The organism is Yersinia sp. J1 (assembly GCF_050586585.1).
GTDB classification, from domain to species: domain Bacteria; phylum Pseudomonadota; class Gammaproteobacteria; order Enterobacterales; family Enterobacteriaceae; genus Yersinia; species Yersinia entomophaga.
In genome coordinates, this window is record NZ_JBOBDP010000003.1 from 149,771 (window position 1) to 174,697 (window position 24,927).

Consider the following 24,927-nt stretch of genomic DNA (forward strand, 5'->3'; position numbering starts at 1 on the left):
AGATAAATCTGAGGCTCTGCTTTGAAGCAGAGCTTTTTTTTGCATTTTTAAGCCTGATAGTGACATCCTAAGGTGAAAGCGGTTGCTCAATGGAGTGTTCTGCGGTTAGATCTATCATGGGTTATATCCATAGTTAAATTATGTATATAAAACCCGGCAGACAGATCTGCTTTTCATAACTTTACAGGGTTTATAAGGGGTTAACGTGAAACTGGATGAAATCGCGCGTCTCGCGGGTGTTTCGCGCACAACGGCCAGTTATGTCATTAATGGCAAAGCGAAGCAGTACCGGGTCAGCGATAAAACAGTAGAAAAAGTGATGGCTGTGGTACGTGAACACAATTATCACCCTAATGCCGTAGCGGCAGGTTTGCGCGCGGGCAGAACCCGATCCATTGGTCTGGTGATTCCGGATCTTGAAAATACCAGTTATACACGTATTGCGAATTATCTTGAGCGGCAGGCGCGTCAGCGCGGCTATCAGCTCTTGATCGCCTGTTCTGAAGATCAGCCTGATAACGAGATGCGTTGTATTGAGCATCTGTTACAACGTCAGGTTGATGCGATTATCGTTTCGACGGCGCTGCCGCCAGAACATCCGTTTTATCAACGCTGGGTAGATAAACCCTTACCTATCATTGCGTTAGATAGAGCGTTGGATCGCGAGCACTTTATTAGCGTTGTGGGGGCCGATCAGGACGATGCCTTGATGCTGGCGCGAGAGCTACGCACTTTCCCTGCGGAATCCGTTCTGTATCTCGGTGCTTTACCGGAGCTTTCGGTGAGCTTCCTACGTGAACAGGGTTTCCGCGAGGCCTGGCAGGACGATCCGCGTAAAGTGGATTATCTGTATGCAAATAGCTATGAGCGGGAAGCTTCCGGAGTGAAGTTTGCCGAATGGCTGAAAACTCACCCAATGCCGCAGGCGTTGTTCACCACTTCCTTTCAATTGCTACAGGGCGTGCTGGATGTCACTTTGCAGCAAAGTGGCCGCCTGCCCACCAATCTGGCTATCGCCACCTTTGGTGATAATGAGCTGTTGGATTTTCTGGAATGCCCAGTGTTGGCGGTGGCGCAGCGTCACCGTGACGTGGCGGAAAGAGTATTGGAATTGGTGCTGGCCAGTCTGGATGAACCGCATAAACCGAAACCGGGCTTGACGCGTATTCGTCGTAATCTGTTCCGTCGCGGTAGTTTAAGCCGCAAATAACGCGCTGAATACTTTCGCTAAAATGCAATCGGGCACCTTAATCGGTGCCCGAATCATATTTGTCGCTGTTACTTCGATGCTTGTCTCACACGTACCCGGCTACGCGGAACAGGCGGCGGCAATATTCCAGAAAATAGCCGTAGGCCACGCCCATTACCATAGAAACGACCGCATTACTGGCTACTGCCGTGACGATCTGCTGGAAATCTGCACCGACCGTCCACAGAATAATAGCGTAAACCGGAGACTGAAAACTGACGTAGGCCAGTAGGTCGGCCAGATTTTTCGCCCAAAAATGTTGTCCCGCGCATCGTTGAGCGAAACGGATAAAACTGTCCCGATACATGCCGTAAGGCCAAGCAATCAGGATGTTAACCGGTATGGAAAGCAAGCGTGAAGAAAGCGACTGCTCAAAGGTCATACCTGAAATCAGTATTTCAATCGCCATACCGGTGATAAAGCAATACACCACAAGAGCAAAGGTATCTGCAACGGCGCTACGTAAGCGAGAATCAGTAGAAAACATCGTCATTACCTCCCAGATTGGGGGAAAATCCGTTAATAGGTTAAATATGCACAGCTATTATTGGTGGTATGTTTCTATTTTTTGTTGGTTTATGGGGTATTATTTGGTATTTTGTTTTTACTGTAGTTTACATGACTGCTTTGTTTAATATAACTAGCTGAAAATTTCTATTTTTAACATTTGTCTGATTTTTATACTTCCAACTGACCTGTAAAGACTTTTTTATGGTGAATTACGCGGAGGGTTGAGTGTTTATTATTTAAAAACAATGAATTAAGTTCGCTGGTGGTTTTAAGCGTCAATGGGGAATTTGATTAGCGCTTAATAGCCATATTGAAAGGCGGGAAAAATACATTGGCGCTGCGCTACTAATTTGGGACTTTTCTTAAGATGCATTCTCTTATTAAAAAGCGGCGGGTAATCAGCGGCTAATAATTTATTTCAAAATAGATTCATATTCCTCTGAGTAATTGAAGTAAAATGCGCCCACGGTGAACGCCTGGTAATTTTAATGGGCATTATTTACGAAGATTATCCGCAGGAATGTTCTGCATTAACATTCCCCGGCGCAGCCAGTCACTGCGGGAGATAGGCCTAATTCCTAATATTTTGCATTGTGCAATTTTTATACTGGAAATGAGACATCCCTTGCAGAAGGAATTAATGTGACAATTAATTGCTAAATTAATCGTTATTTAATCAGTAAAATCATCCGGCGGAAAAATAGCCCGTTTATCATGACGTTAATTTCCACGCTACTTGCTGAAAACGCCCCTTCTACAAGATATATCTCAAAATACACCCATAAATATTGCCAAACCGCATCTGCTCTGGCTTGACAAGGTTTTCATACCATCCGTAAACTCTTTAATGTGGGGATTTGTGGGATAAAGTGGCAAATAAGGCCATGAAGGGGTGACTCAACGATGTTTCGTGGGGCAACGATGGTTAACCTCGACAGCAAAGGGCGGCTTGCCGTACCTACCCGTTATCGGGATTTGCTGAACGAGGAATCGCGAGGACAGATGGTCTGCACTATCGACCTTCACCAACCATGCCTGTTGCTTTATCCTTTGCCCGAATGGGAAATCATTGAACAAAAACTTTCTCGTCTGTCGAGCATGGTTCCTGCCGAGCGCCGTATTCAGCGTTTGCTGTTGGGGCATGCTAGCGAATGCCAGATGGATGGTTCCGGGCGTTTGTTGATTGCAAATACGCTGCGTCAACACGCCGGGCTGAGTAAAGAAGTGATGCTGGTTGGGCAGTTCAACAAGTTTGAACTGTGGGATGAACAGACCTGGTATCAACAAGTCAAGGATGACATAGACGCACAACAGTCGACTCAGGAACCTTTATCTGAGCGGCTACAGGACTTATCGCTATAAGCATGGTAGATAATTATAAGCACACAAGCGTGCTGCTGGATGAGGCAGTTAACGGCCTGAACATTCGCAGTAACGGCATTTATATCGACGGAACTTTTGGTCGTGGTGGCCATTCACGTCTGATTCTGTCTCAACTTGGGCCGGAAGGGCGTTTGATAGCAATTGACCGCGACCCGCAAGCTATTGAAGCAGCGAAATCCATTACCGATCCGCGTTTCTCAATCGTACACGGTCCGTTTTCTGAATTAGCAGATTATGTGCGGGAATTGGACTTAGTCGGGAAGATCGATGGCGTACTGTTGGACCTGGGCGTTTCTTCACCGCAGTTAGACGATCCAGAACGCGGTTTTTCCTTTATGCGTGACGGGCCGCTGGATATGCGCATGGATCCTTCGCGTGGCATTTCTGCCGCCGAGTGGTTGATGAAAGCTGGCGCTGACGACATTGCCTGGGTATTGAAAACCTTTGGTGAAGAGCGCTTTGCCAAACGTCTGGCTCGCGCCATTGTTGAGCGCAACCTGACCCAGCCGATGACTCGCACCACTGAGCTGGCTAATTTGATTGCTAACGCCAGCCCATTCCGCGAAAAGCACAAGCATCCGGCCACCCGCAGTTTCCAGGCGATTCGCATTTATATCAACAGCGAACTGGAAGAAATCGAACGAGCATTGGAAGGTGCGCTGGAAGTATTAGCTCCCGGTGGTCGTCTCTCCGTCATCAGTTTCCATTCCCTTGAAGATCGTATTGTTAAAAACTTTATCCGTAACCAAAGCCGTGGGCCGAAAGTGCCTGCCGGTCTGCCGTTAACGGAGGAGCAGTTACAGAGTCTGGGCGGACGTAATTTGAAATCCGTAGGGAAAATGATGCCTTCCGACGCGGAAGTTGCGGAAAACCCACGGGCGCGTAGCTCCGTACTGCGTTTTGCAGAGAGGATTAACGCGTGATAGGCAACGAACGCCACGGCTTGGTAGGGGTCATTGGCGGAGATTTACTCCGTAATGCCAAGATTCCATTGATTCTGCTGGTTGCGGTGTTGATCTCTGCGGTGTTAGTGGTGACAACCGCTCACCGCACCCGGTTGCTGACCGCCGAACGTGAGCAGCTGGTGCTGGAGCGTGATGCTCTGGACATCGAGTGGCGTAACCTGATTCTGGAAGAGAACGCCTTGGGCGATCACAGCCGGGTCGAGAGTATCGCTACTGATAAGTTAAAAATGCAGCACGTTGATCCAGCACAAGAAAACATTGTGGTTAAACAATGATTAAATTTGCACTCACCATGACTCGGAGTAGCCAAGGTAACGCATGAAAGCAGCGCGCCCCGGTAAGTTGAAACGGCAGGAAGAACAAGCCAGCTTTATAAGCTGGCGTTTTGCATTGCTGTGCGGCTGTATTTTACTGGCTTTGGTTGGGCTGATGCTACGCACTGCCTACCTGCAAGTGATCAATCCAGACAAATTGGTACGGGAAGGCGACATGCGTTCGCTGCGGGTTCAATCCGTACCTACCGCTCGCGGCATGATAAGCGATCGAGCCGGGCGACCTCTGGCGGTGAGTGTTCCGGTGAATGCCATTTGGGCCGATCCGAAAGAACTGCAGGAACGTGGCGGAATTACGCTGGATACGCGCTGGAAAGCCCTGTCCGACGCGCTGGAAATCCCTCTCGATCAGTTGGCTTCCCGCATTAACGCGAATCCGAAAGGTCGCTTTGTTTATCTGGCGCGTCAGGTCAATCCGGCTATTGGTGACTATATCCATAAGTTGAAATTGCCGGGTATCTATCTGCGTCAGGAATCCCGCCGCTACTACCCTGCGGGGCAGGTTATGGCGCATATCATCGGCGTGACCAATATCGATGGTCAGGGAATTGAAGGGGTTGAGAAAAGCTTCGATCGCTGGCTAACCGGTCAACCGGGCGAACGTACGGTGCGTAAAGACCGCTATGGTCGGGTGATCGAAGATATCTCCTCTGTGGATAGTCAGGCGGCACATAATCTGGCGCTGAGCGTCGATGAACGCCTACAAGCGCTGGTTTATCGCGAATTGAACAATGCGGTGGCGTTCAACAAAGCTGAATCAGGAACCGCAGTGCTGGTGGATGTGAACACCGGCGAAGTGCTGGCAATGGCCAACAGCCCTTCTTACAACCCGAACAACCTAACCGGTACGCCGAAAGAAGCCATGCGTAACCGGGCAATTACCGATATTTTCGAGCCGGGCTCTACGGTTAAGCCTATGGTGGTGATGACCGCATTGCAGCACGGCGTTATCAAAGAAAACAGCGTATTGAATACTCTGCCGTACTTTGTTAACGGCCATCAGATCAAAGACGTGGCGCGTTATGCAGAGCTGTCGGTGACAGGGATTCTACAGAAGTCGAGTAACGTCGGTGTTTCTAAGCTGGCGTTAGCGATGCCATCCTCAGCGTTAGTAGATACTTACTCACGTTTTGGGTTTGGGAAAGCGACCAATTTGGGGTTGGTCGGAGAAAGCAGTGGCTTATATCCTAAAAAACAACGGTGGTCTGACATAGAGAGGGCCACCTTCTCTTACGGCTACGGGCTAATGGTAACGCCGTTACAGTTAGCGCGAGTCTATGCAACGATCGGCAGTATGGGTATTTATCGCCCGTTGTCGATTACCAAAGTTGACCCACCGGTTGCCGGTGAGCGCGTCTTCCCTGAGCCCATTGTTCGCACCGTGGTTCATATGATGGAAAGCGTAGCGTTACCGGGCGGCGGGGGCACCAAAGCTGCGATTAAAGGCTATCGTATTGCGATTAAAACCGGTACTGCGAAGAAAGTCGGACCGGACGGCAAATACGTGAACCGATATCTTGCGTATACCGCCGGCGTCGCGCCGGCAAGCAACCCTCGATTTGCTCTGGTTGTGGTCATTGATGACCCGCAGGGCGGGAAATATTACGGCGGTGCGGTTTCTGCTCCGGTATTTGGCGCAATTATGGGCGGCGTTTTGCGTACCATGAACGTTGAACCGGACGCGTTACCGACCAGTGATAAAAGCGAATTAGTAATTAATAAAAAAGAGGGTTCAGGTGGCAGATCGTAATTTGCGCGACTTACTCGCTCCTTGGGGGCTTGACGTCCCGGGGCGTGCGCTACGGGAAATGACATTAGACAGCCGCGTGGCGGCTGCCGGGGATCTGTTTGTCGCCGTTGTCGGCTACCAGACGGACGGGCGGCGCTATATTCCGCAGGCTATTGCTCAGGGCGTTGCCGCCGTGATTGCTGAAGCCGAAGGCGTAGCACCAGATGCCAGCATTACGGAAATGCACGGCGTTCCCGTGATTTATCTGAGCAATCTGAATCAACATTTATCCAAACTGGCAGGCCAGTTTTACCAACAGCCGGGCGCGGCGTTGCGCTTAATTGGCGTCACTGGCACCAACGGTAAAACCACCACTACGCAGCTGTTGGCGCAATGGACTCAGGCGTTGGGGGAGAGCAGTGCAGTGATGGGTACCGTGGGTAACGGGCTGCTGGGACAGGTTGTGCCGACAGAAAATACCACCGGCTCAGCGGTTGATGTGCAACAGATTTTGCATTCTCTGGTTGAACAGGGCGCTAAAGTGGCCGCGATGGAGGTTTCTTCTCACGGACTGGTGCAAAACCGCGTGGCAGCGCTGCCGTTTGCCGCCGCCGTGTTTACCAACCTGAGCCGCGACCATCTGGATTACCACGGCGACATGGCGAGCTATGAAGCGGCTAAATGGCTGCTGTTCTCCACTCATCAGGCCGAACACAAAATTATCAATGCTGACGATGACGTCGGGCAACGCTGGCTGAGCCAGTTGCCTCAGGCGGTTGCCGTCAGCATGGAAGATAAAGTGCCGCAGGGCTGGAACGGTCCTTGGCTGTCTGCCACTCACGTGGATTATCACGATAACGGCGCTACGATTTCTTTTGACTCCAGTTGGGGTAAAGGTCAGTTGGAAAGCCGCCTAATGGGCGCATTTAACGTCAGTAACCTGCTGGTGGCGCTGTCGACCTTGTTAGCGCTGGGTTATCCATTGGCGGAGTTGTTAACTGCTGCACCTAGGCTCCAGCCGGTTTGTGGTCGTATGGAAGTGTTTAACGCTCCAGGTAAACCTACGGTAGTCGTTGATTACGCTCATACACCGGATGCGTTGGAAAAAGCTTTGGCGGCGGCCCGCCTGCACTGCAAAGGTCAACTGTGGTGCGTATTCGGCTGCGGCGGCGATCGTGACAAAGGTAAGCGCCCACTTATGGGAGCCATTGCAGAACAGCTGGCCGATCGCGTTGTCGTGACCGACGATAACCCGCGTAGCGAGGAGCCGCAGGCTATCGTGGCTGATATTCTTCGCGGTTTGATGGATGCGGGCCGTGCGCTGGCAATTCATGGCCGCGCCGAAGCGGTAACCAGCGCGATTATGCAGGCCAAAGAAGAAGATGTGGTTTTGGTGGCCGGTAAAGGTCACGAAGATTACCAACTGGTAGGCAACCGTCGTCTGGATTATTCCGACCGTATTACCGTTGCCCGTTTGCTGGGGGGGGTCGCATGATTCCCGTTTCCCTGCAATACCTCGCGGAGCAGCTTAATGCTGAGCTGGTCGGTAACGACGATATGATTACCGAAGTGACCACCGATACGCGTCAGGTGACGGCAGGTTGCCTGTTTGTGGCACTGAAAGGCGAGCGTTTTGACGCTCATGATTTTGCTGAAGCAGCCGTTGCCGCAGGTGCTGGGGCGTTGTTGGTAAGTCAGCGCTTATTGGTGGATGTTCCGCAGATCGTGGTGAAAGACACCCGTCTGGCTCTGGGGCAGTTTGCCGCTTGGGTTCGTCAGCAAGTGCCTGCCAGAGTCGTCGCGTTGACCGGTTCTTCCGGTAAAACCTCGGTTAAAGAGATGACCGCAGCGATTCTGCGTCAGTGTGGCAACGTGTTGTATACCTCCGGTAACTTTAACAACGATATCGGTGTGCCGCTGACATTACTGCGTTTAACACCAGAACATGATTTTGCGGTGATTGAACTGGGTGCGAACCATATTGGCGAAATCGCCTACACCACGGATTTAAGCCGCCCGGAAGCCGCATTGGTGAACAATCTGGCTGCCGCTCATCTGGAAGGCTTTGGTTCACTGGCGGGCGTTGCGCAGGCGAAAGGTGAAATCTTTGCCGGTTTGCCAGCCAAAGGTATTGCCATTCTTAACGCTGACAGTCATGACTGGCCGCATTGGCAGTCCACGCTGGCTCACAAGCAGGTTTGGCGTTTTTCACCGCAGGCCGGTGAAGACACTGATTTTTATGCCAGCGATGTGCGCATTCATCAGCAAGGTATGGATTTCACTCTGCATTCGCCTTTCGGCAATGTAGCCGTGTCGTTGCCGTTACCGGGTCGCCATAACATCGCCAATGCTTTGGCTGCCGCGGCCCTCGCGATGTCGGTCGGTGCAGATGTCGATGCGGTGCGTCAGGGTTTATCTCAGTTGCAAGCGGTAAAAGGGCGTTTATTCCCGATTTCGCTGGCCGAAGGAAAGCTGCTGCTAGATGACACTTATAACGCCAACGTGGGTTCCATGATCGCCGCGGCGCAGGTTCTGGCCGATATGCCCGGTTACTGCGTAATGGTGGTGGGTGATATGGCCGAATTGGGTGAAACCGCAGAAGATTGTCACCGTCAGGTGGGTGAAGCTGCCCGTCTGGCCGGAGTGGATAAAGTGTTGAGCGTGGGGAAATTAAGTCAGCTCATCAGTCACGCCAGCGGTAACGGCGAGCATTTTCAAGATAAGAGCGCGTTGACGGCTCGTTTGGCGGCCCTGTTGTCCGAACATCAAGTTATCACCGTATTAATTAAAGGTTCACGTAGTGCTGCCATGGAAAGTGTTGTGCAGGCGTTACAGGAGAAAGCATCATGTTAGTGTGGCTGGCTGAATATCTGGTCAAATTCTATTCCGGTTTTAACGTTTTTTCCTATTTGACGTTTCGCGCCATCGTCAGTCTGTTGACCGCTCTGTTTATCTCCTTGTGGATGGGGCCGCGCCTGATTGCTTATTTGCAGAAGCTGCAAATCGGTCAGGTTGTACGTAACGATGGCCCGGAGTCACATTTCAGCAAACGCGGCACGCCAACCATGGGCGGGCTGATGATTCTGTTCTCCATTACCATTTCGGTATTAATGTGGGCTTATCCGTCTAACCCTTACGTCTGGTGCGTACTGTTTATTCTGGTGGGCTACGGAATCGTCGGTTTTGTCGATGATTACCGCAAAGTGGTTCGCAAGGATACCAAGGGACTGATCGCCCGCTGGAAGTACTTCTGGCAGTCGGTGATCGCGCTGGCCGCTGCCTTTACCATGTACACCATCGGTAAAGACACCCCGGCAACGCTCTTGGTGGTGCCGTTCTTTAAAGATGTGATGCCCCAGTTGGGGCTGATGTACGTTCTACTGGCGTACTTCGTGATCGTCGGGACCAGTAACGCCGTTAACCTGACCGACGGTTTGGACGGTTTGGCCATTATGCCAACGGTATTTGTTGCTGCGGGCTTCGCGTTGGTGGCCTGGGCGACGGGTAACGTCAACTTTGCCAACTATTTGCACATTCCTTATCTGCGTCATTCCGGTGAATTGGTGATCGTCTGTACCGCCATCGTCGGCGCCGGATTAGGTTTCTTATGGTTCAACACCTATCCGGCACAGGTCTTTATGGGCGATGTCGGCTCACTGGCGCTGGGCGGCGCATTAGGCACCATCGCCGTATTGCTGCGTCAGGAATTCTTGTTGCTGATTATGGGCGGGGTATTCGTGGTGGAAACCCTGTCAGTGATTCTACAGGTTGGCTCCTTTAAGCTTCGTGGTCAGCGGATTTTCCGTATGGCACCGATTCATCATCATTATGAGCTGAAGGGTTGGCCTGAGCCGCGCGTGATTGTGCGCTTCTGGATTATTTCGCTGATGCTGGTCCTGATTGGCCTAGCGACGCTGAAGGTGCGGTAATTATGGTGGATTATCAGGGTAAAAAAGTTGTCATTATTGGGCTGGGGCTAACCGGCCTCTCCTGCGTTGATTTCTTTATGACGCGGGGCGTTTCGCCGCGCGTTATGGATACCCGCATCAATCCACCGGGTCTGGATAAGCTTCCTGCCGGTTTGGAGCGCCATTTGGGCGATCTGAATCAGCAATGGCTGTTAGACGCCGATTTAATCGTTGCCAGCCCAGGTATGGCGCTGGCTAATCCGGCGTTGAGTGAGGCGGCGGAAGCTGGCGTTGAAATCGTCGGTGATATTGAACTGTTTTGCCGTGAAAATCAGGCGCAGATCGTTGCGATTACCGGCTCTAACGGTAAAAGCACGGTCACTACGCTGGTGGGTGAGATGGCGAAAGCCGCAGGCTGGCAGGTTGGCGTCGGTGGCAATATCGGCGTTCCGGCTCTGACCTTGCTGAAGCAGGAAAATCAGTTGGTGGTGCTGGAATTATCCAGCTTCCAACTGGAAACCACCTCAAGTCTGCACGCCACCGCCGCGACCGTCTTGAACGTGACGGAAGATCATACCGATCGCTATCCGTTTGGTTTGCAACAATATCGCGCCGCCAAACTGCGTATTTATGAAAATGCCAAAACCTGTGTGGTAAACGCCGATGATGCGCTAACCATGCCGGTACGCGGAGCCGATAGCCGCTGCATTAGCTTTGGCGTTGATGTGGGCGATTACCATCTGAATAAACAGCAGGGCGAAGTCTGGCTGCGGGTTCGCGGCGAGAAAGTGCTGAACACCCGCGAAATGAAGCTGACAGGCCGACATAACTATACCAATGCGTTGGCGGCGCTGGCTTTGGCTGATGTGGCGGGGATCCCTCGTTCATCGAGCTTAAAAGCACTGACCACCTACGCAGGGCTGGCACATCGCTTCCAATTGGTGTTTGAAAACAACGGGGTGCGTTGGATTAACGATTCCAAAGCCACCAACGTTGGCAGCACCGAAGCGGCGCTGGACGGGCTATACGTCGATGGCACTCTGCATTTACTGCTGGGTGGCGACGGTAAATCCGCTGATTTTTCCGGTCTGACCCGTTTTCTACAGGGTGACAAAGTCCGAGTCTATTGTTTCGGCCGTGACGGCGAGCAGTTAGCGCAGTTGAGACCGGAAGTCTCTCAGTTGACTGAAACCATGGAACAGGCAATGAAATTGCTGGCACAGACGCTAAAAAGCGGCGATATGGTGCTGTTATCACCTGCCTGCGCCAGTCTGGATCAGTTCCGCAGTTTTGAACAACGGGGCACCGAATTTGCCCGTCTGGCGGAGGAGCTGGGCTGATGCGTATGCTGGGGCTAGGGCTGTTTAATAAGTTAAAGCACTGGGTCATGGGATCGCGGGAGAGCGACGCCACCAGTATGGTGCTTTATGACAGAACCTTGCTGTGGCTGACCTTTGGTTTAGCCATCATCGGTTTTGTGATGGTGACTTCGGCATCAATGCCTATCGGTCAGCGTTTGGCGGGCGATCCTTTCCTGTTCGCCAAGCGTGACGCGCTCTACCTCGGTTTGGCCTTTGGTTTGTCGCTGGTCACGCTACGTATTCCGATGGAAATCTGGCAGCGCTACAGCAACATTATGCTGCTGCTGTCCATCGTGATGCTGCTAATTGTATTGGTAGTCGGTAGCTCGGTTAACGGTGCATCCCGCTGGATTTCCATCGGCCCGTTGCGTATTCAGCCGGCGGAATTATCTAAACTCTCGCTGTTTTGCTATCTGGCCAGTTATCTGGTGCGCAAGGTTGAAGAAGTACGGAGTAACTTCTGGGGCTTCTGCAAACCGATGGGCGTGATGGTAATACTGGCAGTGCTACTGCTGGCTCAGCCGGATTTGGGCACCGTGGTGGTACTGTTTATTACTACGCTGGCGATGCTGTTTTTAGCCGGAGCCAAAATGTGGCAGTTCCTGGCGATTATCGGCTCCGGGATTTTTGCAGTTTGCCTGCTAATCATTGCCGAGCCTTACCGTATGCGCCGGGTTACTTCGTTTTGGAACCCGTGGGAAGATCCTTTTGGCAGCGGTTATCAACTCACTCAGTCTCTGATGGCGTTTGGCCGCGGGGAGTTCTGGGGGCAAGGTTTAGGTAACTCGGTGCAAAAACTCGAGTATTTGCCGGAAGCACATACCGACTTTATTTTCGCGATTTTAGGGGAGGAACTCGGCTATTTCGGTGTGGTTTTAGCCCTGTTAATGGTATTCTTCGTCGCTTTTCGCGCGATGTCCATTGGGCGTCGTGCGTTAGAGATTAATCAGCGGTTTTCCGGCTTTTTGGCCTGTTCAATCGGCGTTTGGTTTAGTTTCCAGGCGTTGGTTAACGTTGGGGCTGCGGCTGGGATGTTACCGACCAAAGGTCTGACACTCCCCCTGATAAGTTACGGTGGTTCCAGTCTGTTGATTATGTCAACAGCCATAGTTTTACTGCTGCGTATTGATTTTGAAACGCGTTTGGCGAAAGCCCAGGCGTTCGTAAGGAGTGCCCGATGAGTGGGAAAACCAAGCGTTTAATGGTGATGGCAGGCGGAACCGGTGGACATGTGTTCCCCGGTTTGGCCGTTGCGCATCATCTGATGGCGCAGGGCTGGCAGGTGCGTTGGTTAGGCACCGCCGATCGCATGGAAGCCGATTTGGTCCCCAAACACGGCATTGAGATCGATTTTATTCAGATTTCCGGTTTGCGTGGCAAAGGGCTGAAAGCTCAACTGACTGCTCCGTTGCGCATCTATCGTGCCATTCGTCAGGCGCGGAAAATCATGCGTGATTACCAGCCAGATGTGGTGCTGGGAATGGGCGGCTATGTTTCTGGCCCCGGCGGTCTGGCGGCGTGGATGAACGGTGTTCCGGTAGTTTTGCATGAGCAAAATGGTATCGCAGGTTTAACCAACCGTTGGCTGTCGCGTATTGCCAAAACAGTATTGCAGGCTTTCCCTGGCGCATTTCCTCACGCAGCAGTGGTTGGCAATCCGGTTCGTACAGACGTATTGGCATTGCCGCTGCCGGCTGAACGTTTAGCCGGTCGTGAAGGGGCAACGCGTGTGCTGGTGATCGGGGGGAGTCAGGGTGCGCGCGTGCTGAATCAAACCATGCCGCAGGTGGCGGCGGATCTGGGCGATAAAATCACCTTATGGCATCAGGTGGGTAAAGGTGCGTTGGCTGAAGTCGAGCAGGCTTACCAACAGGCCGGACAGACGCAGCACAAAATCGTCGAGTTTATCGATGATATGGCTGCGGCCTATAGCTGGGCTGACGTGGTGGTGTGCCGTTCAGGCGCGTTGACGGTCAGCGAAGTGGCTGCCGCCGGTTTACCCGCGATTTTTGTGCCTTTCCAACATAAAGATCGTCAGCAGTACTGGAATGCGTTGCCGCTGGAAAAAGCCGGTGCCGCCAAAATTATCGAGCAGCCGCAGTTTACTGCTTCCGCGGTGAGCAGCCTGCTACAGCAGTGGGATCGACCGACGCTGTTAGCAATGGCGGAACAGGCACGAGCCGTTGCCATTCCGGATGCGACCGAGCGCGTGGCCGCGGAAGTGATCGCTGCTGCGAAGCCTTGATTCAAGGCGGAAATAATGAACAGTTGGCGTTTAACGCGGGCTGTAGAGATGTAACAAACTACATAGTGAAGAAAAACGTGAATACACAACAACTGGCGAAACTACGTACTATCGTGCCCGAGATGCGACGCGTCCGGCACATTCACTTTGTCGGCATCGGTGGTGCTGGCATGGGTGGTATCGCTGAAGTGTTGGCAAATGAAGGCTATCAGATTAGCGGTTCTGACCTGGCGCCAAACCCGGTCACTCAGCAGTTAAGCGCATTGGGCGCGCAGATTTATTTCCATCACCGTCCGGAAAATGTCCGTGATGCGAGCGTGGTGGTGGTTTCAACGGCGATTTCTGCGGATAACCCAGAAATCGTGGCCGCGCGGGAAGCGCGTATTCCAGTCATTCGTCGCGCTGAAATGCTGGCGGAACTGATGCGTTATCGCCACGGCATTGCGGTAGCCGGTACTCACGGTAAAACCACCACGACGGCGATGGTTTCCAGCATTTACGCTGAGGCGGGGTTGGATCCAACCTTCGTCAACGGCGGTTTGGTGAAAGCGGCAGGCGTTCACGCGCGTTTGGGCTCCAGCCGTTACCTGATTGCAGAAGCGGATGAAAGCGATGCTTCCTTCCTGCATTTGCAGCCGATGGTGGCGATTGTGACCAATATCGAAGCCGACCATATGGATACCTATCAGGGTGACTTTGAGAATTTAAAACAGACATTTATTAACTTCCTGCACAACCTGCCGTTCTATGGTCGCGCAGTGATGTGTGTGGACGATCCTGTGGTGCGTGAGTTGCTGCCGCGCGTTGGTCGTCACATTACCACTTACGGTTTCAGCGATGATGCTGACGTACAGATTGCCAGCTATCAGCAAATTGGCCCGCAGGGTCACTTTACCCTGCGTCGTCAGGATAAACCTTTGCTGACGGTGACCCTGAATGCGCCGGGTCGTCATAACGCACTGAACGCCGCCGCCGCGGTTGCGGTAGCAACGGAAGAAGGCATTGACGACGAAGCAATTTTACGTGCGCTGAGCGGTTTCCAGGGCACCGGGCGTCGTTTCGATTTCCTCGGTCATTTCCCGCTGGAAAATGTGAACGGTAAAAGCGGTAGCGTGATGCTGGTGGACGATTACGGCCATCACCCAACGGAAGTGGATGCCACTATTAAAGCGGCTCGTGCGGGTTGGCCGGACAAACGTATCGTGATGGTTTTCCAGCCGCATCGTTATACCCGTACTCGTGATTTGTACGACGACTTTGCCAACGTGTTGGAAGGTGTGGACGTGTTGCTGATGCTGGATGTGTATTCCGCTGGCGAAACGCCAATTCCTGGTGCCGACAGCCGTTCTCTGTGCCGCACCATTCGTAATCGCGGCCAGTTGGATCCAATTTTAGTAACGGATAGCGACGCAGTTCCGTCAGTATTAGCTAAAGTATTGAATGACAACGATCTGATCCTGGTTCAAGGAGCAGGCAATATCGGTAAAATCGCGCGCAATCTGGCAGAGACCAAATTGCAGCCTCAGGTGAAAGAGGAGGAACATCATGGTTGATAAAGTCGCCGTACTGCTGGGTGGAACCTCCGCTGAACGCGAAGTGTCATTGATGTCCGGCGCGGCGGTATTAGCCGGTCTGCTGGAAGGCGGTGTTGATGCCCATCCCATTGATACTATTGATTTTCCTGTGGCTCAGCTCAAAGAGCATGGCTTCGATAAAGTCTTTATCGCTCTGCATGGCCGCGGCGGTGAAGACGGTACGCTGCAAGGGCTATTGGAGTTTCTGCAACTGCCTTATACCGGCAGCGGCGTCATGGCCTCTGCGCTGACGATGGACAAATTACGCAGCAAATTAGTGTGGCAGGCTTTGGGTTTACGGGTTTCACCTTTTGTGGCGCTCTCTCGTCAACAATTTGAAACACTTTCATCTGATGACTTCGCTGAGCGGATCGCTAAGCTTGGCCTGCCTTTAATCGTCAAGCCAAGCCGCGAAGGCTCTAGCGTTGGCATGAGTAAGGTGGATCGCATTGAGAATCTGCCGGTAGCGTTGGAAGAAGCGTTCCGTCACGACAATGATGTACTGATTGAAAAATGGCTCAGTGGCCCGGAATTCACCGTGGCAATGTTGGGTGACGAAGTGTTGCCTTCGATCCGCATCCAGCCCGCCGGTGTGTTTTATGACTATGAAGCCAAGTATTTATCCGATGATACAGAATACTTTTGCCCAAGCGGTTTAAACGCGGAACAAGAGCAACAGCTGGCCGAACTGGCTCGTCAGGCCTATCAGGCTCTGGGTTGCAGCGGCTGGGGTCGGGTGGATGTTATGCAGGATGGCGATGGCAAATTCTATCTGTTAGAGGTGAATACCTCTCCGGGTATGACCAGCCATAGCCTGGTACCGATGGCCGCACGTCAGGCCGGGATGAGTTTCTCCCAGCTGGTTACGCGCATTCTGGCGCTGGCTGACTGATATGTCGCAAGCTGCTCTGAATGCACGGGAACGTGCCGCCGAAACCCGCGCTGCTCGCCGGAGCAACGGAGGCCAGTTAGCGGGGTTGGTTTTCCTGCTGATGGTGCTGGGAACCGTGCTATGGAGCGGCTGGGCCGTTGTAGGTTGGATGAAGGATGCCAGCCGTTTGCCACTGTCAAAACTGGTGGTGACCGGCGAACGCCATTACACCACCAATGACGATATTCGCCAGGCGATTCTGGCTTTGGGCGCACCGGGAACCTTTATGACGCAGGATGTTAACATCATCCAGCAGCAGATTGAACGGTTACCCTGGATTCAGCAGGCTAGCGTGCGTAAGCAGTGGCCGGATGAGCTGAAAATCCATTTGGTGGAGTATGTGCCGGTTGCCCGCTGGAACGATTTACACATGATTGATGCCGCGGGTAAGTCGTTTAGCGTGCCTTCGGAACGCATCGGCGGCCAGAAATTGCCGCTGCTGTATGGGCCTGAAGGCAGTGAACAGGATGTTCTGGAGGGCTACCGGGCGATGAGTAAGGTGTTAGCGGCCAATAAATACACGCTAAAAATGGCGGCAATGAGTGCTCGTCATTCTTGGCAACTGGCCTTAGATAACGATGTTCGGCTGGAGCTGGGGCGGGATGATCGCATGGGACGTTTGCAGCGCTTTATGGAGCTGTACCCCATGCTAGAGCAGCAGCCAGATAAACGGGTTAGCTATATCGACCTCCGTTATGACACCGGCGCTGCGGTGGGTTGGTCCCCGGTATTTATCGACCAGCAGGCTAGCAGCCAGCAGAACAGTAATCCGCAACAGAATCAGGCACAGGCAAAACAACAATGATCAAGTCGACGGACAGAAAACTGGTAGTGGGTCTCGAGATCGGTACGGCAAAGGTCTCCGCATTGGTAGGGGAAGTTCTGCCCGATGGCATGGTCAACATTATTGGGGTTGGCAGTTGCCCATCCCGTGGTATGGATAAGGGTGGCGTTAACGATCTTGAATCGGTAGTGAAATGCGTCCAACGTGCGATCGATCAAGCAGAGTTAATGGCAGATTGCCAGATTTCCTCCGTTTATCTGGCATTATCGGGTAAACATATAAGCTGTCAGAATGAAATCGGGATGGTTCCTATTTCAGAAGAGGAAGTAACTCAGGAAGATGTAGAGAACGTAGTGCATACCGCGAAGTCGGTACGTGTGCGTGATGAACATCGAATCCTGCACGTTATCCCTCAGGAATATGCCATTGATTATCAGGAAGGTATTAAAAATCCGGTTGGCCTTTCCGGTGTGCGGATGCAGGCCAAAGTACACCTGATTACCTGCCATAACGATATGGCGAAGAATATTGTCAAAGCGGTTGAACGCTGCGGTCTAAAAGTTGACCAGCTTATTTTTGCCGGTCTGGCCGCCAGTTATGCGGTATTGACCGAAGACGAACGCGAACTGGGCGTTTGTGTGGTAGATATCGGCGGCGGTACCATGGATATGGCGGTGTACACCGGTGGTGCACTGCGTCACACCAAGGTGATTCCTTACGCTGGTAACGTAGTCACTAGCGATATTGCCTACGCCTTTGGCACTCCGCCGACCGATGCGGAAGCGATTAAAGTTCGACACGGCTGTGCGCTCGGGTCGATTGTCAGCAAGGACGAAAGTGTAGAAGTGCCAAGTGTTGGCGGACGTCCTCCCCGTAGTCTGCAAAGACAGACACTGGCCGAGGTCATTGAACCACGCTATACGGAATTGCTGAACCTGGTTAATGACGAGATTTTACAGTTGCAGGAACAATTACGTCAGCAAGGCGTAAAACACCACTTGGCAGCAGGTATTGTGCTTACAGGTGGTGCGGCACAAATTGATGGCCTGGCCGCATGTGCGCAACGGGTGTTTCATGCCCAGGTACGTATTGGCCAACCGCTCAATATTACCGGGCTGACGGATTATGCGCAGGAACCTTACTACTCCACTGCTGTTGGGTTATTGCACTACGGTAAAGAATCTCATCTCAGTGGTGAGTCAGAAGTAGAAAAACGTGCCTCGGTGGGCAATTGGTTCAAACGTATCAATAGCTGGCTGAGAAAAGAGTTTTAATGTTTCAACAAAGAGATCATGCTGAACATATTTTTTGATCTCGAAGCGACAGGCACAAAACGGAGAGAAACTATGTTTGAACCTATGGAACTGACCAATGACGCGGTGATTAAAGTCATCGGCGTCGGCGGTGGCGGTGGCAACGCCGTTGAACACATGGTGCGTGAGCGCATCGAAGGTGTTGAATTCTTCGCCGTTAATACAGACGCTCAGGCGCTACGTAAAACGGCAGTTGGCCAGACTATCCAGATCGGTAGCGGTATTACCAAAGGTCTGGGTGCTGGTGCGAACCCGGAAGTGGGTCGTAATTCTGCGGAAGAAGATCGCGAAGCGCTGCGTGCAGCACTGGATGGCGCGGATATGGTCTTCATCGCGGCAGGTATGGGTGGCGGTACCGGTACTGGTGCTGCGCCTGTAGTTGCGGAAGTAGCAAAAGAACTGGGTATTCTGACAGTGGCCGTGGTTACCAAGCCTTTCAACTTTGAAGGCAAGAAACGCATGGCGTTCGCTGAGCAGGGTATCGCTGAGTTGTCTAAACACGTTGATTCATTGATCACTATTCCGAACGACAAGTTGTTAAAAGTTCTGGGTCGCGGCATCTCTTTACTGGATGCATTCGGCGCAGCTAACGACGTGTTGAAAGGTGCCGTTCAGGGTATCGCCGAACTGATCACCCGTCCTGGCCTGATGAACGTCGACTTTGCTGACGTGCGCACCGTGATGTCCGAAATGGGTTATGCCATGATGGGTTCCGGCGTCGCTTGTGGTGAAGATCGTGCGGAGGAAGCGGCAGAAATGGCGATTTCCAGCCCGTTGCTGGAAGATATCGACTTATCTGGTGCCCGTGGCGTTCTGGTCAACATCACCGCTGGTTTCGACCTGCGTTTGGATGAGTTTGAAACCGTAGGTAACACCATTCGTGCCTTCGCGTCTGATAATGCTACCGTGGTTATCGGTACCTCATTAGACCCGGAAATGAACGACGAGCTGCGTGTTACTGTGGTTGCGACTGGTATCGGCATGGACAAACGTCCGGAAATCACGCTGGTTACCAACAAGCAAACTCAGCCAGTGATGGATCACCGTTATCAGCAGCACGGTATGTCACCGTTACCGCAGGAAGTGAAGCCTGCGGCGAAAGTGGTGAACGACCAAACTGCTCAAACGAACAAAGAGCCGGATTATTTGGATATTCCAGCGTTCTTGCGCAAGCAAGCTGATTAATTTCCAAAAATTTGGTATCTCCGCTCTTTGTGCTAAACTGTCCCACCGATCTTCCTATATGCTAGATCGGTAGGATGGATAACATTGCGAGATAAAACGATGATCAAACAAAGGACATTAAAACGTATTGTTCAAGCGACTGGTGTTGGTTTACATACCGGCAAGAAAGTCACGTTGACAATGCGCCCCGCGCCGGCCAATACCGGGGTCATCTATCGTCGCACTGACTTGAATCCACCGGTTGATTTCCCGGCAGATGCAAAATCCGTGCGTGATACCATGCTCTGTACTTGTCTGGTCAACGAGCATGACGTGCGTATTTCTACCGTTGAACATCTCAACGCTGCTTTGGCGGGGTTAGGGATTGATAACATTATTATAGAAGTAAATGCACCTGAAGTGCCGATCATGGACGGCAGTGCCAGTCCATTCGTGTACCTGCTGCTGGACGCCGGAATTGAAGAGCTGAATTCAGCGAAGAAATTCCTGCGCCTGAAAGATACCGTTCGGGTTGAAGACGGTGATAAATGGGCTGAACTGTCTCCATTCAATGGATTCCGTTTAGATTTCACCATTGATTTCAATCACCCGGCGATAGATACCAGTACGCAGCGTTACCGCCTGGATTTCTCTGCTGATTCATTTGTGCAGCAAATCAGTCGTGCGCGTACTTTTGGCTTTATGCGTGATATCGAATATCTGCAGTCCCGCGGTTTGTGCCTGGGCGGTAGTTTCGATTGTGCCATCGTGGTAGATGATTACCGCGTTCTGAATGAAGATGGCCTGCGCTTCGAAGATGAGTTTGTTCGTCACAAAATGCTGGACGCTATCGGCGACCTGTTCATGTGCGGCCACAATATTATTGGCGCGTTCACCGCGTATAAATCTGGTCACGCACTGAATAACAAGTTACTGCAAGCCGTATTGGCAAAACAGGAAGCTTGGGAATATGTGACGTTCCAGGACGAAGCCGAAATGCCATTGGCATTCAAAGCTCCGTCTACGGTATTGGCTTACTAAAGCTACTTATCACGTTTGGTTGCGTTGGCACTCTCTCCGGCCAACGCAGCCAGTCGTTCCAAAATAGTCCTCAATTTCTCTGGGCTACGGCTCGCTAATCCTCGTAATTCCTTTGCACTTTCCAAACTCAAGTGACGTAATGGCGCTGACTCTTCGCTTTTTTGCGCGGCCTGAGCGGTTTCTTGTATTTTGTTCTGCCCTTTCGCCATTAACGCAGGATTAATCCTGATGTCGATTGAAGACAATGATGGTAGAATTTGCGCTCGTAGTGCAGAAAGCAGGTTAGATTGTTCGTAACGTAACCGCATTAGCCAACTGGCGTTGGCGGTTTCTAGCACCAAAATACTCTGTCGATAATTGGCCACACGGCACCAAGGCTGCAACTGTGACGGAAGCAATGCTTTTACCGCACGATTGAGCTTTAACAGTGCGACTGCGCGCTGCTGTACATTGTGCAGTGGGCCTTTCTCCGTTGCGGTCGCATCGTCGAACAGAACATCTAATAATTGTGGGCGGCTTTCACGCATTGACAGGGCTCCGGCGGATTTTAAACTTGTGATCGGTATTCTAAATCGTTGGCGACAATTTGGCAGACGTTATTTCTGGCCGCATCTCCTATTGGGGATGGTCGCGGCGAGTCTTGGCGTGCCGTCAAACTTGTCCAGCGGGCCAGATCAAACCGCACTGCCGAGTACATCTTCCAGCCAAAGCCGCCAAAATCACGGTGCGACCAACTTTAATAGTCTAGCTCTGCTGCAAGAGACGCATCGCCGTCCTTCCTTCAGCGTAGACTATTGGCAGCAGCATGCGCTTCGCACCGTCATTCGTCACCTTTCTTTTGCTCTTGCACCGCAGGTCGCCTATAGCCGCGTGCAGGAAGCCGAGACGCTAGAACAGGTAGAGCCGACGCAAATTCAACAGCTTGCGCTACTGGATACGCTTAATGCGTTGCTAACCCACGAGTCGCGGCCTCCGACCATCATTCGCTATACCAAACGAGCGCCTCAGCCCGTTTTATCCCTTCATCAACCCGGCTTATGGCTTGCGCAGGTACAAGGCATTCGTGCCGGACCGGTTCGTTACAGCTAGTTATTCCTCTGAAGTCTTTTAACTTAATGTAACCTTTGACCGCCGGTTTGGTGGTCTTGTAAGAGATATAAAGAATTATGCTAATCAAATTACTCACTAAAGTTTTTGGCAGCCGTAACGATCGAACCCTGCGTCGTATGCGCAAAGTGGTTGATGTGATCAACCGTATGGAACCGGACATGGAAAAACTGTCCGATGAAGAATTAAGAGCCAAAACGGATGAGTTCCGCGCACGATTGGCGAAAGGCGAAGTGTTGGAAAACCTGATTCCAGAAGCTTTTGCTGTGGTTCGCGAAGCCAGTAAACGCGTATTCGGCATGCGTCACTTCGATGTGCAGCTGTTGGGCGGTATGGTTCTGAACGAGCGTTGTATTGCAGAAATGCGTACCGGCGAAGGTAAAACTTTAACCGCAACGCTGCCAGCTTACCTGAATGCTCTGACTGGCCGCGGCGTACACGTGGTTACCGTCAACGATTATCTGGCTCAGCGCGATGCGGAAAATAACCGTCCACTGTTCGAATTCCTCGGCTTAACTATCGGTATTAACCTGCCGGGTATGACAGCTCCGGCGAAGCGTGAAGCCTATGCCGCTGATATTACTTACGGTACTAACAACGAATACGGTTTTGACTACCTGCGCGACAACATGGCGTTCAGCCCGGAAGAGCGTGTGCAGCGCAAACTGCACTATGCGTTGGTGGATGAGGTTGACTCCATCCTGATCGATGAAGCGCGTACTCCGTTGATTATTTCTGGCCCTGCGGAAGACAGTTCCGAAATGTATATTCGGGTTAACAAACTGATTCCTAAACTGATCCGTCAGGAAAAAGAAGATTCCGATACCTTCCAGGGTGAAGGCCACTTCTCGGTAGATGAAAAGTCCCGTCAGGTGCATTTAACTGAACGTGGCTTGATCATGATCGAGCAGATGTTAGTGGAAGCCGGCATTATGGACGAAGGTGAATCTCTGTACTCACCGGCCAATATTATGCTGATGCACCACGTAACCGCCGCGCTGCGTGCCCACGTACTCTTTACCCGCGACGTTGACTACATCGTTAAAGATGGCGAAGTCATCATCGTTGATGAACACACTGGTCGAACCATGCAAGGCCGCCGCTGGTCTGACGGCCTGCATCAAGCCGTTGAAGCCAAAGAAGGGGTGGAAATCCAGAACGAAAACCAAACGCTGGCTTCCATTACTTTCCAGAACTATTTCCGTATCTACGAAAAACTGGCCGGTATGACCGGTACTGCGGATACCGAAGCCTTTGAATTCAGCTCTATCTATAAGCTGGATACCATTGTGGTTCCAACCAACCGCCCAATGATACGTAAAGATCTGCCGGATCTGGTCTATATGACTGAAATGGAAAAGATTGGCGCCATCATTGAGGATATCCGCGAGCGTACTGCTAACGGCCAGCCAGTGCTGGTTGGTACGATTTCCATCGAGAAATCCGAAGTGGTCTCTGCTGAACTGACCAAAGCCGGCATCGAACATAAAGTTCTGAACGCTAAATTCCACGCCATGGAAGCCGAAATTGTGTCTCAGGCGGGTCAGCCGGGTGCGGTTACCATCGCGACCAACATGGCCGGCCGTGGTACCGATATTGTGTTAGGCGGAAGCTGGCAGAGTGAAATCGCACAGTTGGAAAATCCGACTGAGGAGCAAATTGCCGAAATTAAAGCCGCATGGAAAATTCGTCACGATGCGGTTCTGGCATCCGGCGGTTTACACATCATCGGTACTGAACGTCACGAATCCCGCCGTATTGATAACCAGCTGCGCGGTCGTGCGGGTCGTCAGGGTGATGCCGGTTCTTCACGCTTCTACCTGTCAATGGAAGATGCGTTGATGCGTATTTTTGCCTCTGACCGTGTGTCAGGCATGATGCGTAAACTGGGTATGAAACCGGGCGAAGCCATTGAGCATCCTTGGGTAACCAAAGCGATTGCTAACGCACAGCGTAAAGTCGAAAGTCGTAACTTCGATATTCGTAAACAGCTGCTGGAATACGATGATGTAGCCAACGATCAGCGCCGTGCGATCTACAGCCAGCGTAACGAGTTGCTGGACGTGTCTGACGTTAGCGAAACTATCAACAGTATTCGTGAAGATGTGTTCAAAGTTACGCTGGATAGCTACATTCCGCCGCAATCTTTGGAAGAAATGTGGGATGTTGAGGGGCTGGAACAGCGTCTGAAAAACGACTTCGATCTGGATATGCCGATTGCGCAATGGCTGGAAGATGAACCACAGCTGCATGAAGAAACCCTACGTGAGCGTATTCTTCAGCAGGCAATTGACGTTTACAAACGCAAAGAGGAAGTTGTCGGCGTTGAAATGATGCGCAGCTTCGAAAAAGGCGTGATGCTGCAAACGCTGGATTCCCTGTGGAAAGAGCATCTGGCAGCGATGGATTATCTGCGTCAGGGTATCCATTTACGTGGCTATGCGCAGAAAGATCCTAAGCAGGAATATAAGCGCGAATCTTTCGCTATGTTTGCTGCGATGCTGGAATCTCTGAAATATGAAGTGATCAGCGTGCTGAGTAAAGTTCAGGTACGTATGCCGGAAGAGGTCGAAGCGCTGGAAGTTCAACGCCGTGAAGAAGCTGAGCGTTTGGCCAGACAGCAACAGCTGAGCCATGAAAATGACAATAGCGCCCTGATGTCTGAAGAAGAGGTGAAAGTTGCAGCCAGCCTTGAACGTAAAGTGGGCCGTAACGATCCTTGCCCTTGTGGTTCAGGTAAGAAATATAAGCAATGTCATGGCCGTTTGCAGAAATAAAGCTGCGATTAGCCAGCAATAGTTAAAACAGTAAATAGCGGGGCGGCCAAATAGACCGCCCTTCTTTTTGCTTAATATCGCGGAATCAGGATGTGAACGTGAGATAAACGAGGAATATCAGAATGAAACATTTGCAGATCGCCGTGGGTATCATCCGTAATGCGCAACGCGAGATTTTTATTACCCAGCGCGCGGCAGATTCCCATATGGCGGGTTTCTGGGAGTTTCCCGGAGGGAAAATAGAACAGGGTGAAACCTCGGAAATAGCTTTGTATCGTGAGCTATTGGAAGAGGTCGGTATTGTTGCGCAAAATGCGGTGCAGATAACCACTCTGGAACATCGTTTTCCTGACCGAATTGTCACTCTCAGTTTCTATCTGGTAGAACAATGGCAGGGCGAACCTTTTGGTCGGGAGGGCCAGCCGGTGCGCTGGGTTAAGCAAGAGGAGTTACGGGCTGAGGAATTCCCAAAGGCTAATCTATCGATAGTTGAGTTACTGGTTTCTCAGGCATAATCACACTCAGATTGGAGCACACAATGCGTGGCTCCAATC

22 protein-coding genes are annotated in these 24,927 nt (G+C 51.8%); 20 read left to right on the plus strand and 2 right to left on the minus strand.

The window, feature by feature from the left end:
• Nucleotides 1–205: 205 nt before the first annotated feature.
• Nucleotides 206–1,210, plus strand: a complete 1,005-nt coding sequence (gene cra / locus ACQ4OC_RS07730; protein ID WP_064516402.1) for a catabolite repressor/activator — start codon at nt 206–208, stop codon at nt 1,208–1,210.
• An 85-nt stretch (nt 1,211–1,295) separates the two neighbouring features.
• On the opposite strand, the gene ACQ4OC_RS07735 is transcribed toward cra, so the two are convergent.
• The gene (locus tag ACQ4OC_RS07735; protein ID WP_064516406.1) at nt 1,296–1,736 is read right to left on the minus strand and encodes an L-alanine exporter AlaE; all 441 of its coding nucleotides are present in this window, start codon (nt 1,734–1,736) and stop codon (nt 1,296–1,298) included.
• Between the two features lie 926 nt (nt 1,737–2,662).
• Between ACQ4OC_RS07735 and mraZ the strand changes: the two genes are divergently transcribed.
• The 16 genes from mraZ to lpxC all read left to right on the plus strand — a co-directional run bounded on the left by mraZ (nt 2,663) and on the right by lpxC (nt 20,489).
• Complete coding sequence (mraZ, locus tag ACQ4OC_RS07740) at nt 2,663–3,121, plus strand: division/cell wall cluster transcriptional repressor MraZ (RefSeq protein ID WP_064516409.1); 459 nt, start codon at nt 2,663–2,665, stop codon at nt 3,119–3,121.
• A 2-nt stretch (nt 3,122–3,123) separates the two neighbouring features.
• Entirely contained in the window at nt 3,124–4,065 is a 942-nt protein-coding gene (gene rsmH, locus ACQ4OC_RS07745; RefSeq protein WP_064516413.1) for a 16S rRNA (cytosine(1402)-N(4))-methyltransferase RsmH, read from the plus strand.
• Nucleotides 4,062–4,382 carry a cell division protein FtsL gene (gene ftsL, locus ACQ4OC_RS07750; RefSeq protein WP_064516415.1) on the plus strand — a complete coding sequence of 107 codons (321 nt, stop codon included), beginning with the start codon at nt 4,062–4,064 and terminating at the stop codon, nt 4,380–4,382. The genes rsmH and ftsL overlap by 4 nt, the downstream gene beginning before the upstream one ends.
• Nucleotides 4,383–4,425: 43 nt before the next feature.
• Nucleotides 4,426–6,189 carry a peptidoglycan glycosyltransferase FtsI gene (locus tag ACQ4OC_RS07755; RefSeq protein WP_064516417.1) on the plus strand — a complete coding sequence of 588 codons (1,764 nt, stop codon included), beginning with the start codon at nt 4,426–4,428 and terminating at the stop codon, nt 6,187–6,189.
• The gene (gene murE, locus ACQ4OC_RS07760; RefSeq protein WP_064516418.1) at nt 6,176–7,663 is read left to right on the plus strand and encodes a UDP-N-acetylmuramoyl-L-alanyl-D-glutamate--2,6-diaminopimelate ligase; all 1,488 of its coding nucleotides are present in this window, start codon (nt 6,176–6,178) and stop codon (nt 7,661–7,663) included. The genes ACQ4OC_RS07755 and murE overlap by 14 nt, the downstream gene beginning before the upstream one ends.
• Nucleotides 7,660–9,021: a UDP-N-acetylmuramoyl-tripeptide--D-alanyl-D-alanine ligase gene (murF, locus tag ACQ4OC_RS07765; protein ID WP_064516420.1), complete on the plus strand. Its 1,362-nt coding sequence runs from the start codon at nt 7,660–7,662 to the stop codon at nt 9,019–9,021. The genes murE and murF overlap by 4 nt, the downstream gene beginning before the upstream one ends.
• Nucleotides 9,015–10,097, plus strand: a complete 1,083-nt coding sequence (mraY, locus tag ACQ4OC_RS07770) for a phospho-N-acetylmuramoyl-pentapeptide-transferase (protein WP_049598817.1) — start codon at nt 9,015–9,017, stop codon at nt 10,095–10,097. Before murF ends, mraY begins: the two co-directional genes overlap by 7 nt.
• Nucleotides 10,098–10,099: 2 nt before the next feature.
• Nucleotides 10,100–11,416 carry a UDP-N-acetylmuramoyl-L-alanine--D-glutamate ligase gene (gene murD / locus ACQ4OC_RS07775; RefSeq protein ID WP_064516421.1) on the plus strand — a complete coding sequence of 439 codons (1,317 nt, stop codon included), beginning with the start codon at nt 10,100–10,102 and terminating at the stop codon, nt 11,414–11,416.
• Nucleotides 11,416–12,618: a cell division protein FtsW gene (ftsW, locus tag ACQ4OC_RS07780; RefSeq protein ID WP_049598811.1), complete on the plus strand. Its 1,203-nt coding sequence runs from the start codon at nt 11,416–11,418 to the stop codon at nt 12,616–12,618. The genes murD and ftsW overlap by 1 nt, the downstream gene beginning before the upstream one ends.
• Nucleotides 12,615–13,682, plus strand: coding sequence for an undecaprenyldiphospho-muramoylpentapeptide beta-N-acetylglucosaminyltransferase (gene murG, locus ACQ4OC_RS07785; protein WP_064516422.1), 1,068 nt, complete (start codon nt 12,615–12,617; stop codon nt 13,680–13,682). Before ftsW ends, murG begins: the two co-directional genes overlap by 4 nt.
• A 77-nt stretch (nt 13,683–13,759) precedes the next feature.
• A complete protein-coding gene (murC, locus tag ACQ4OC_RS07790; RefSeq protein ID WP_064518446.1) occupies nt 13,760–15,235 on the plus strand; it encodes a UDP-N-acetylmuramate--L-alanine ligase in 1,476 nt (491 codons plus the stop codon).
• A complete protein-coding gene (locus tag ACQ4OC_RS07795; RefSeq protein WP_064516424.1) occupies nt 15,228–16,148 on the plus strand; it encodes a D-alanine--D-alanine ligase in 921 nt (306 codons plus the stop codon). The genes murC and ACQ4OC_RS07795 overlap by 8 nt, the downstream gene beginning before the upstream one ends.
• A 1-nt stretch (nt 16,149) precedes the next feature.
• Nucleotides 16,150–16,992 carry a cell division protein FtsQ gene (gene ftsQ, locus ACQ4OC_RS07800; RefSeq protein WP_049598796.1) on the plus strand — a complete coding sequence of 281 codons (843 nt, stop codon included), beginning with the start codon at nt 16,150–16,152 and terminating at the stop codon, nt 16,990–16,992.
• A complete protein-coding gene (gene ftsA, locus ACQ4OC_RS07805; protein ID WP_049598793.1) occupies nt 16,989–18,245 on the plus strand; it encodes a cell division protein FtsA in 1,257 nt (418 codons plus the stop codon). Before ftsQ ends, ftsA begins: the two co-directional genes overlap by 4 nt.
• A gap of 72 nt (nt 18,246–18,317) precedes the next feature.
• A complete protein-coding gene (gene ftsZ / locus ACQ4OC_RS07810; RefSeq protein WP_064516425.1) occupies nt 18,318–19,469 on the plus strand; it encodes a cell division protein FtsZ in 1,152 nt (383 codons plus the stop codon).
• Nucleotides 19,470–19,568: 99 nt separating this feature from the next.
• A complete protein-coding gene (lpxC, locus tag ACQ4OC_RS07815; RefSeq protein WP_049598790.1) occupies nt 19,569–20,489 on the plus strand; it encodes a UDP-3-O-acyl-N-acetylglucosamine deacetylase in 921 nt (306 codons plus the stop codon).
• A gap of 2 nt (nt 20,490–20,491) precedes the next feature.
• Here the strand turns inward: lpxC and ACQ4OC_RS07820 are convergent, their stop codons facing one another.
• Entirely contained in the window at nt 20,492–21,016 is a 525-nt protein-coding gene (locus ACQ4OC_RS07820; RefSeq protein WP_064516428.1) for a DUF721 domain-containing protein, read from the minus strand.
• 28 nt (nt 21,017–21,044) lie between these two features.
• Between ACQ4OC_RS07820 and secM the strand changes: the two genes are divergently transcribed.
• The 3 genes from secM (at nt 21,045) to mutT (ending at nt 24,888) form a co-directional block, all read left to right on the plus strand.
• A complete protein-coding gene (secM, locus tag ACQ4OC_RS07825; protein WP_064516430.1) occupies nt 21,045–21,578 on the plus strand; it encodes a secA translation cis-regulator SecM in 534 nt (177 codons plus the stop codon).
• A 77-nt stretch (nt 21,579–21,655) separates the two neighbouring features.
• Nucleotides 21,656–24,373 carry a preprotein translocase subunit SecA gene (gene secA, locus ACQ4OC_RS07830; protein WP_064516432.1) on the plus strand — a complete coding sequence of 906 codons (2,718 nt, stop codon included), beginning with the start codon at nt 21,656–21,658 and terminating at the stop codon, nt 24,371–24,373.
• Nucleotides 24,374–24,495: 122 nt separating this feature from the next.
• Nucleotides 24,496–24,888, plus strand: coding sequence for an 8-oxo-dGTP diphosphatase MutT (mutT, locus tag ACQ4OC_RS07835; RefSeq protein ID WP_064516433.1), 393 nt, complete (start codon nt 24,496–24,498; stop codon nt 24,886–24,888).
• Nucleotides 24,889–24,927: the final 39 nt, after the last annotated feature.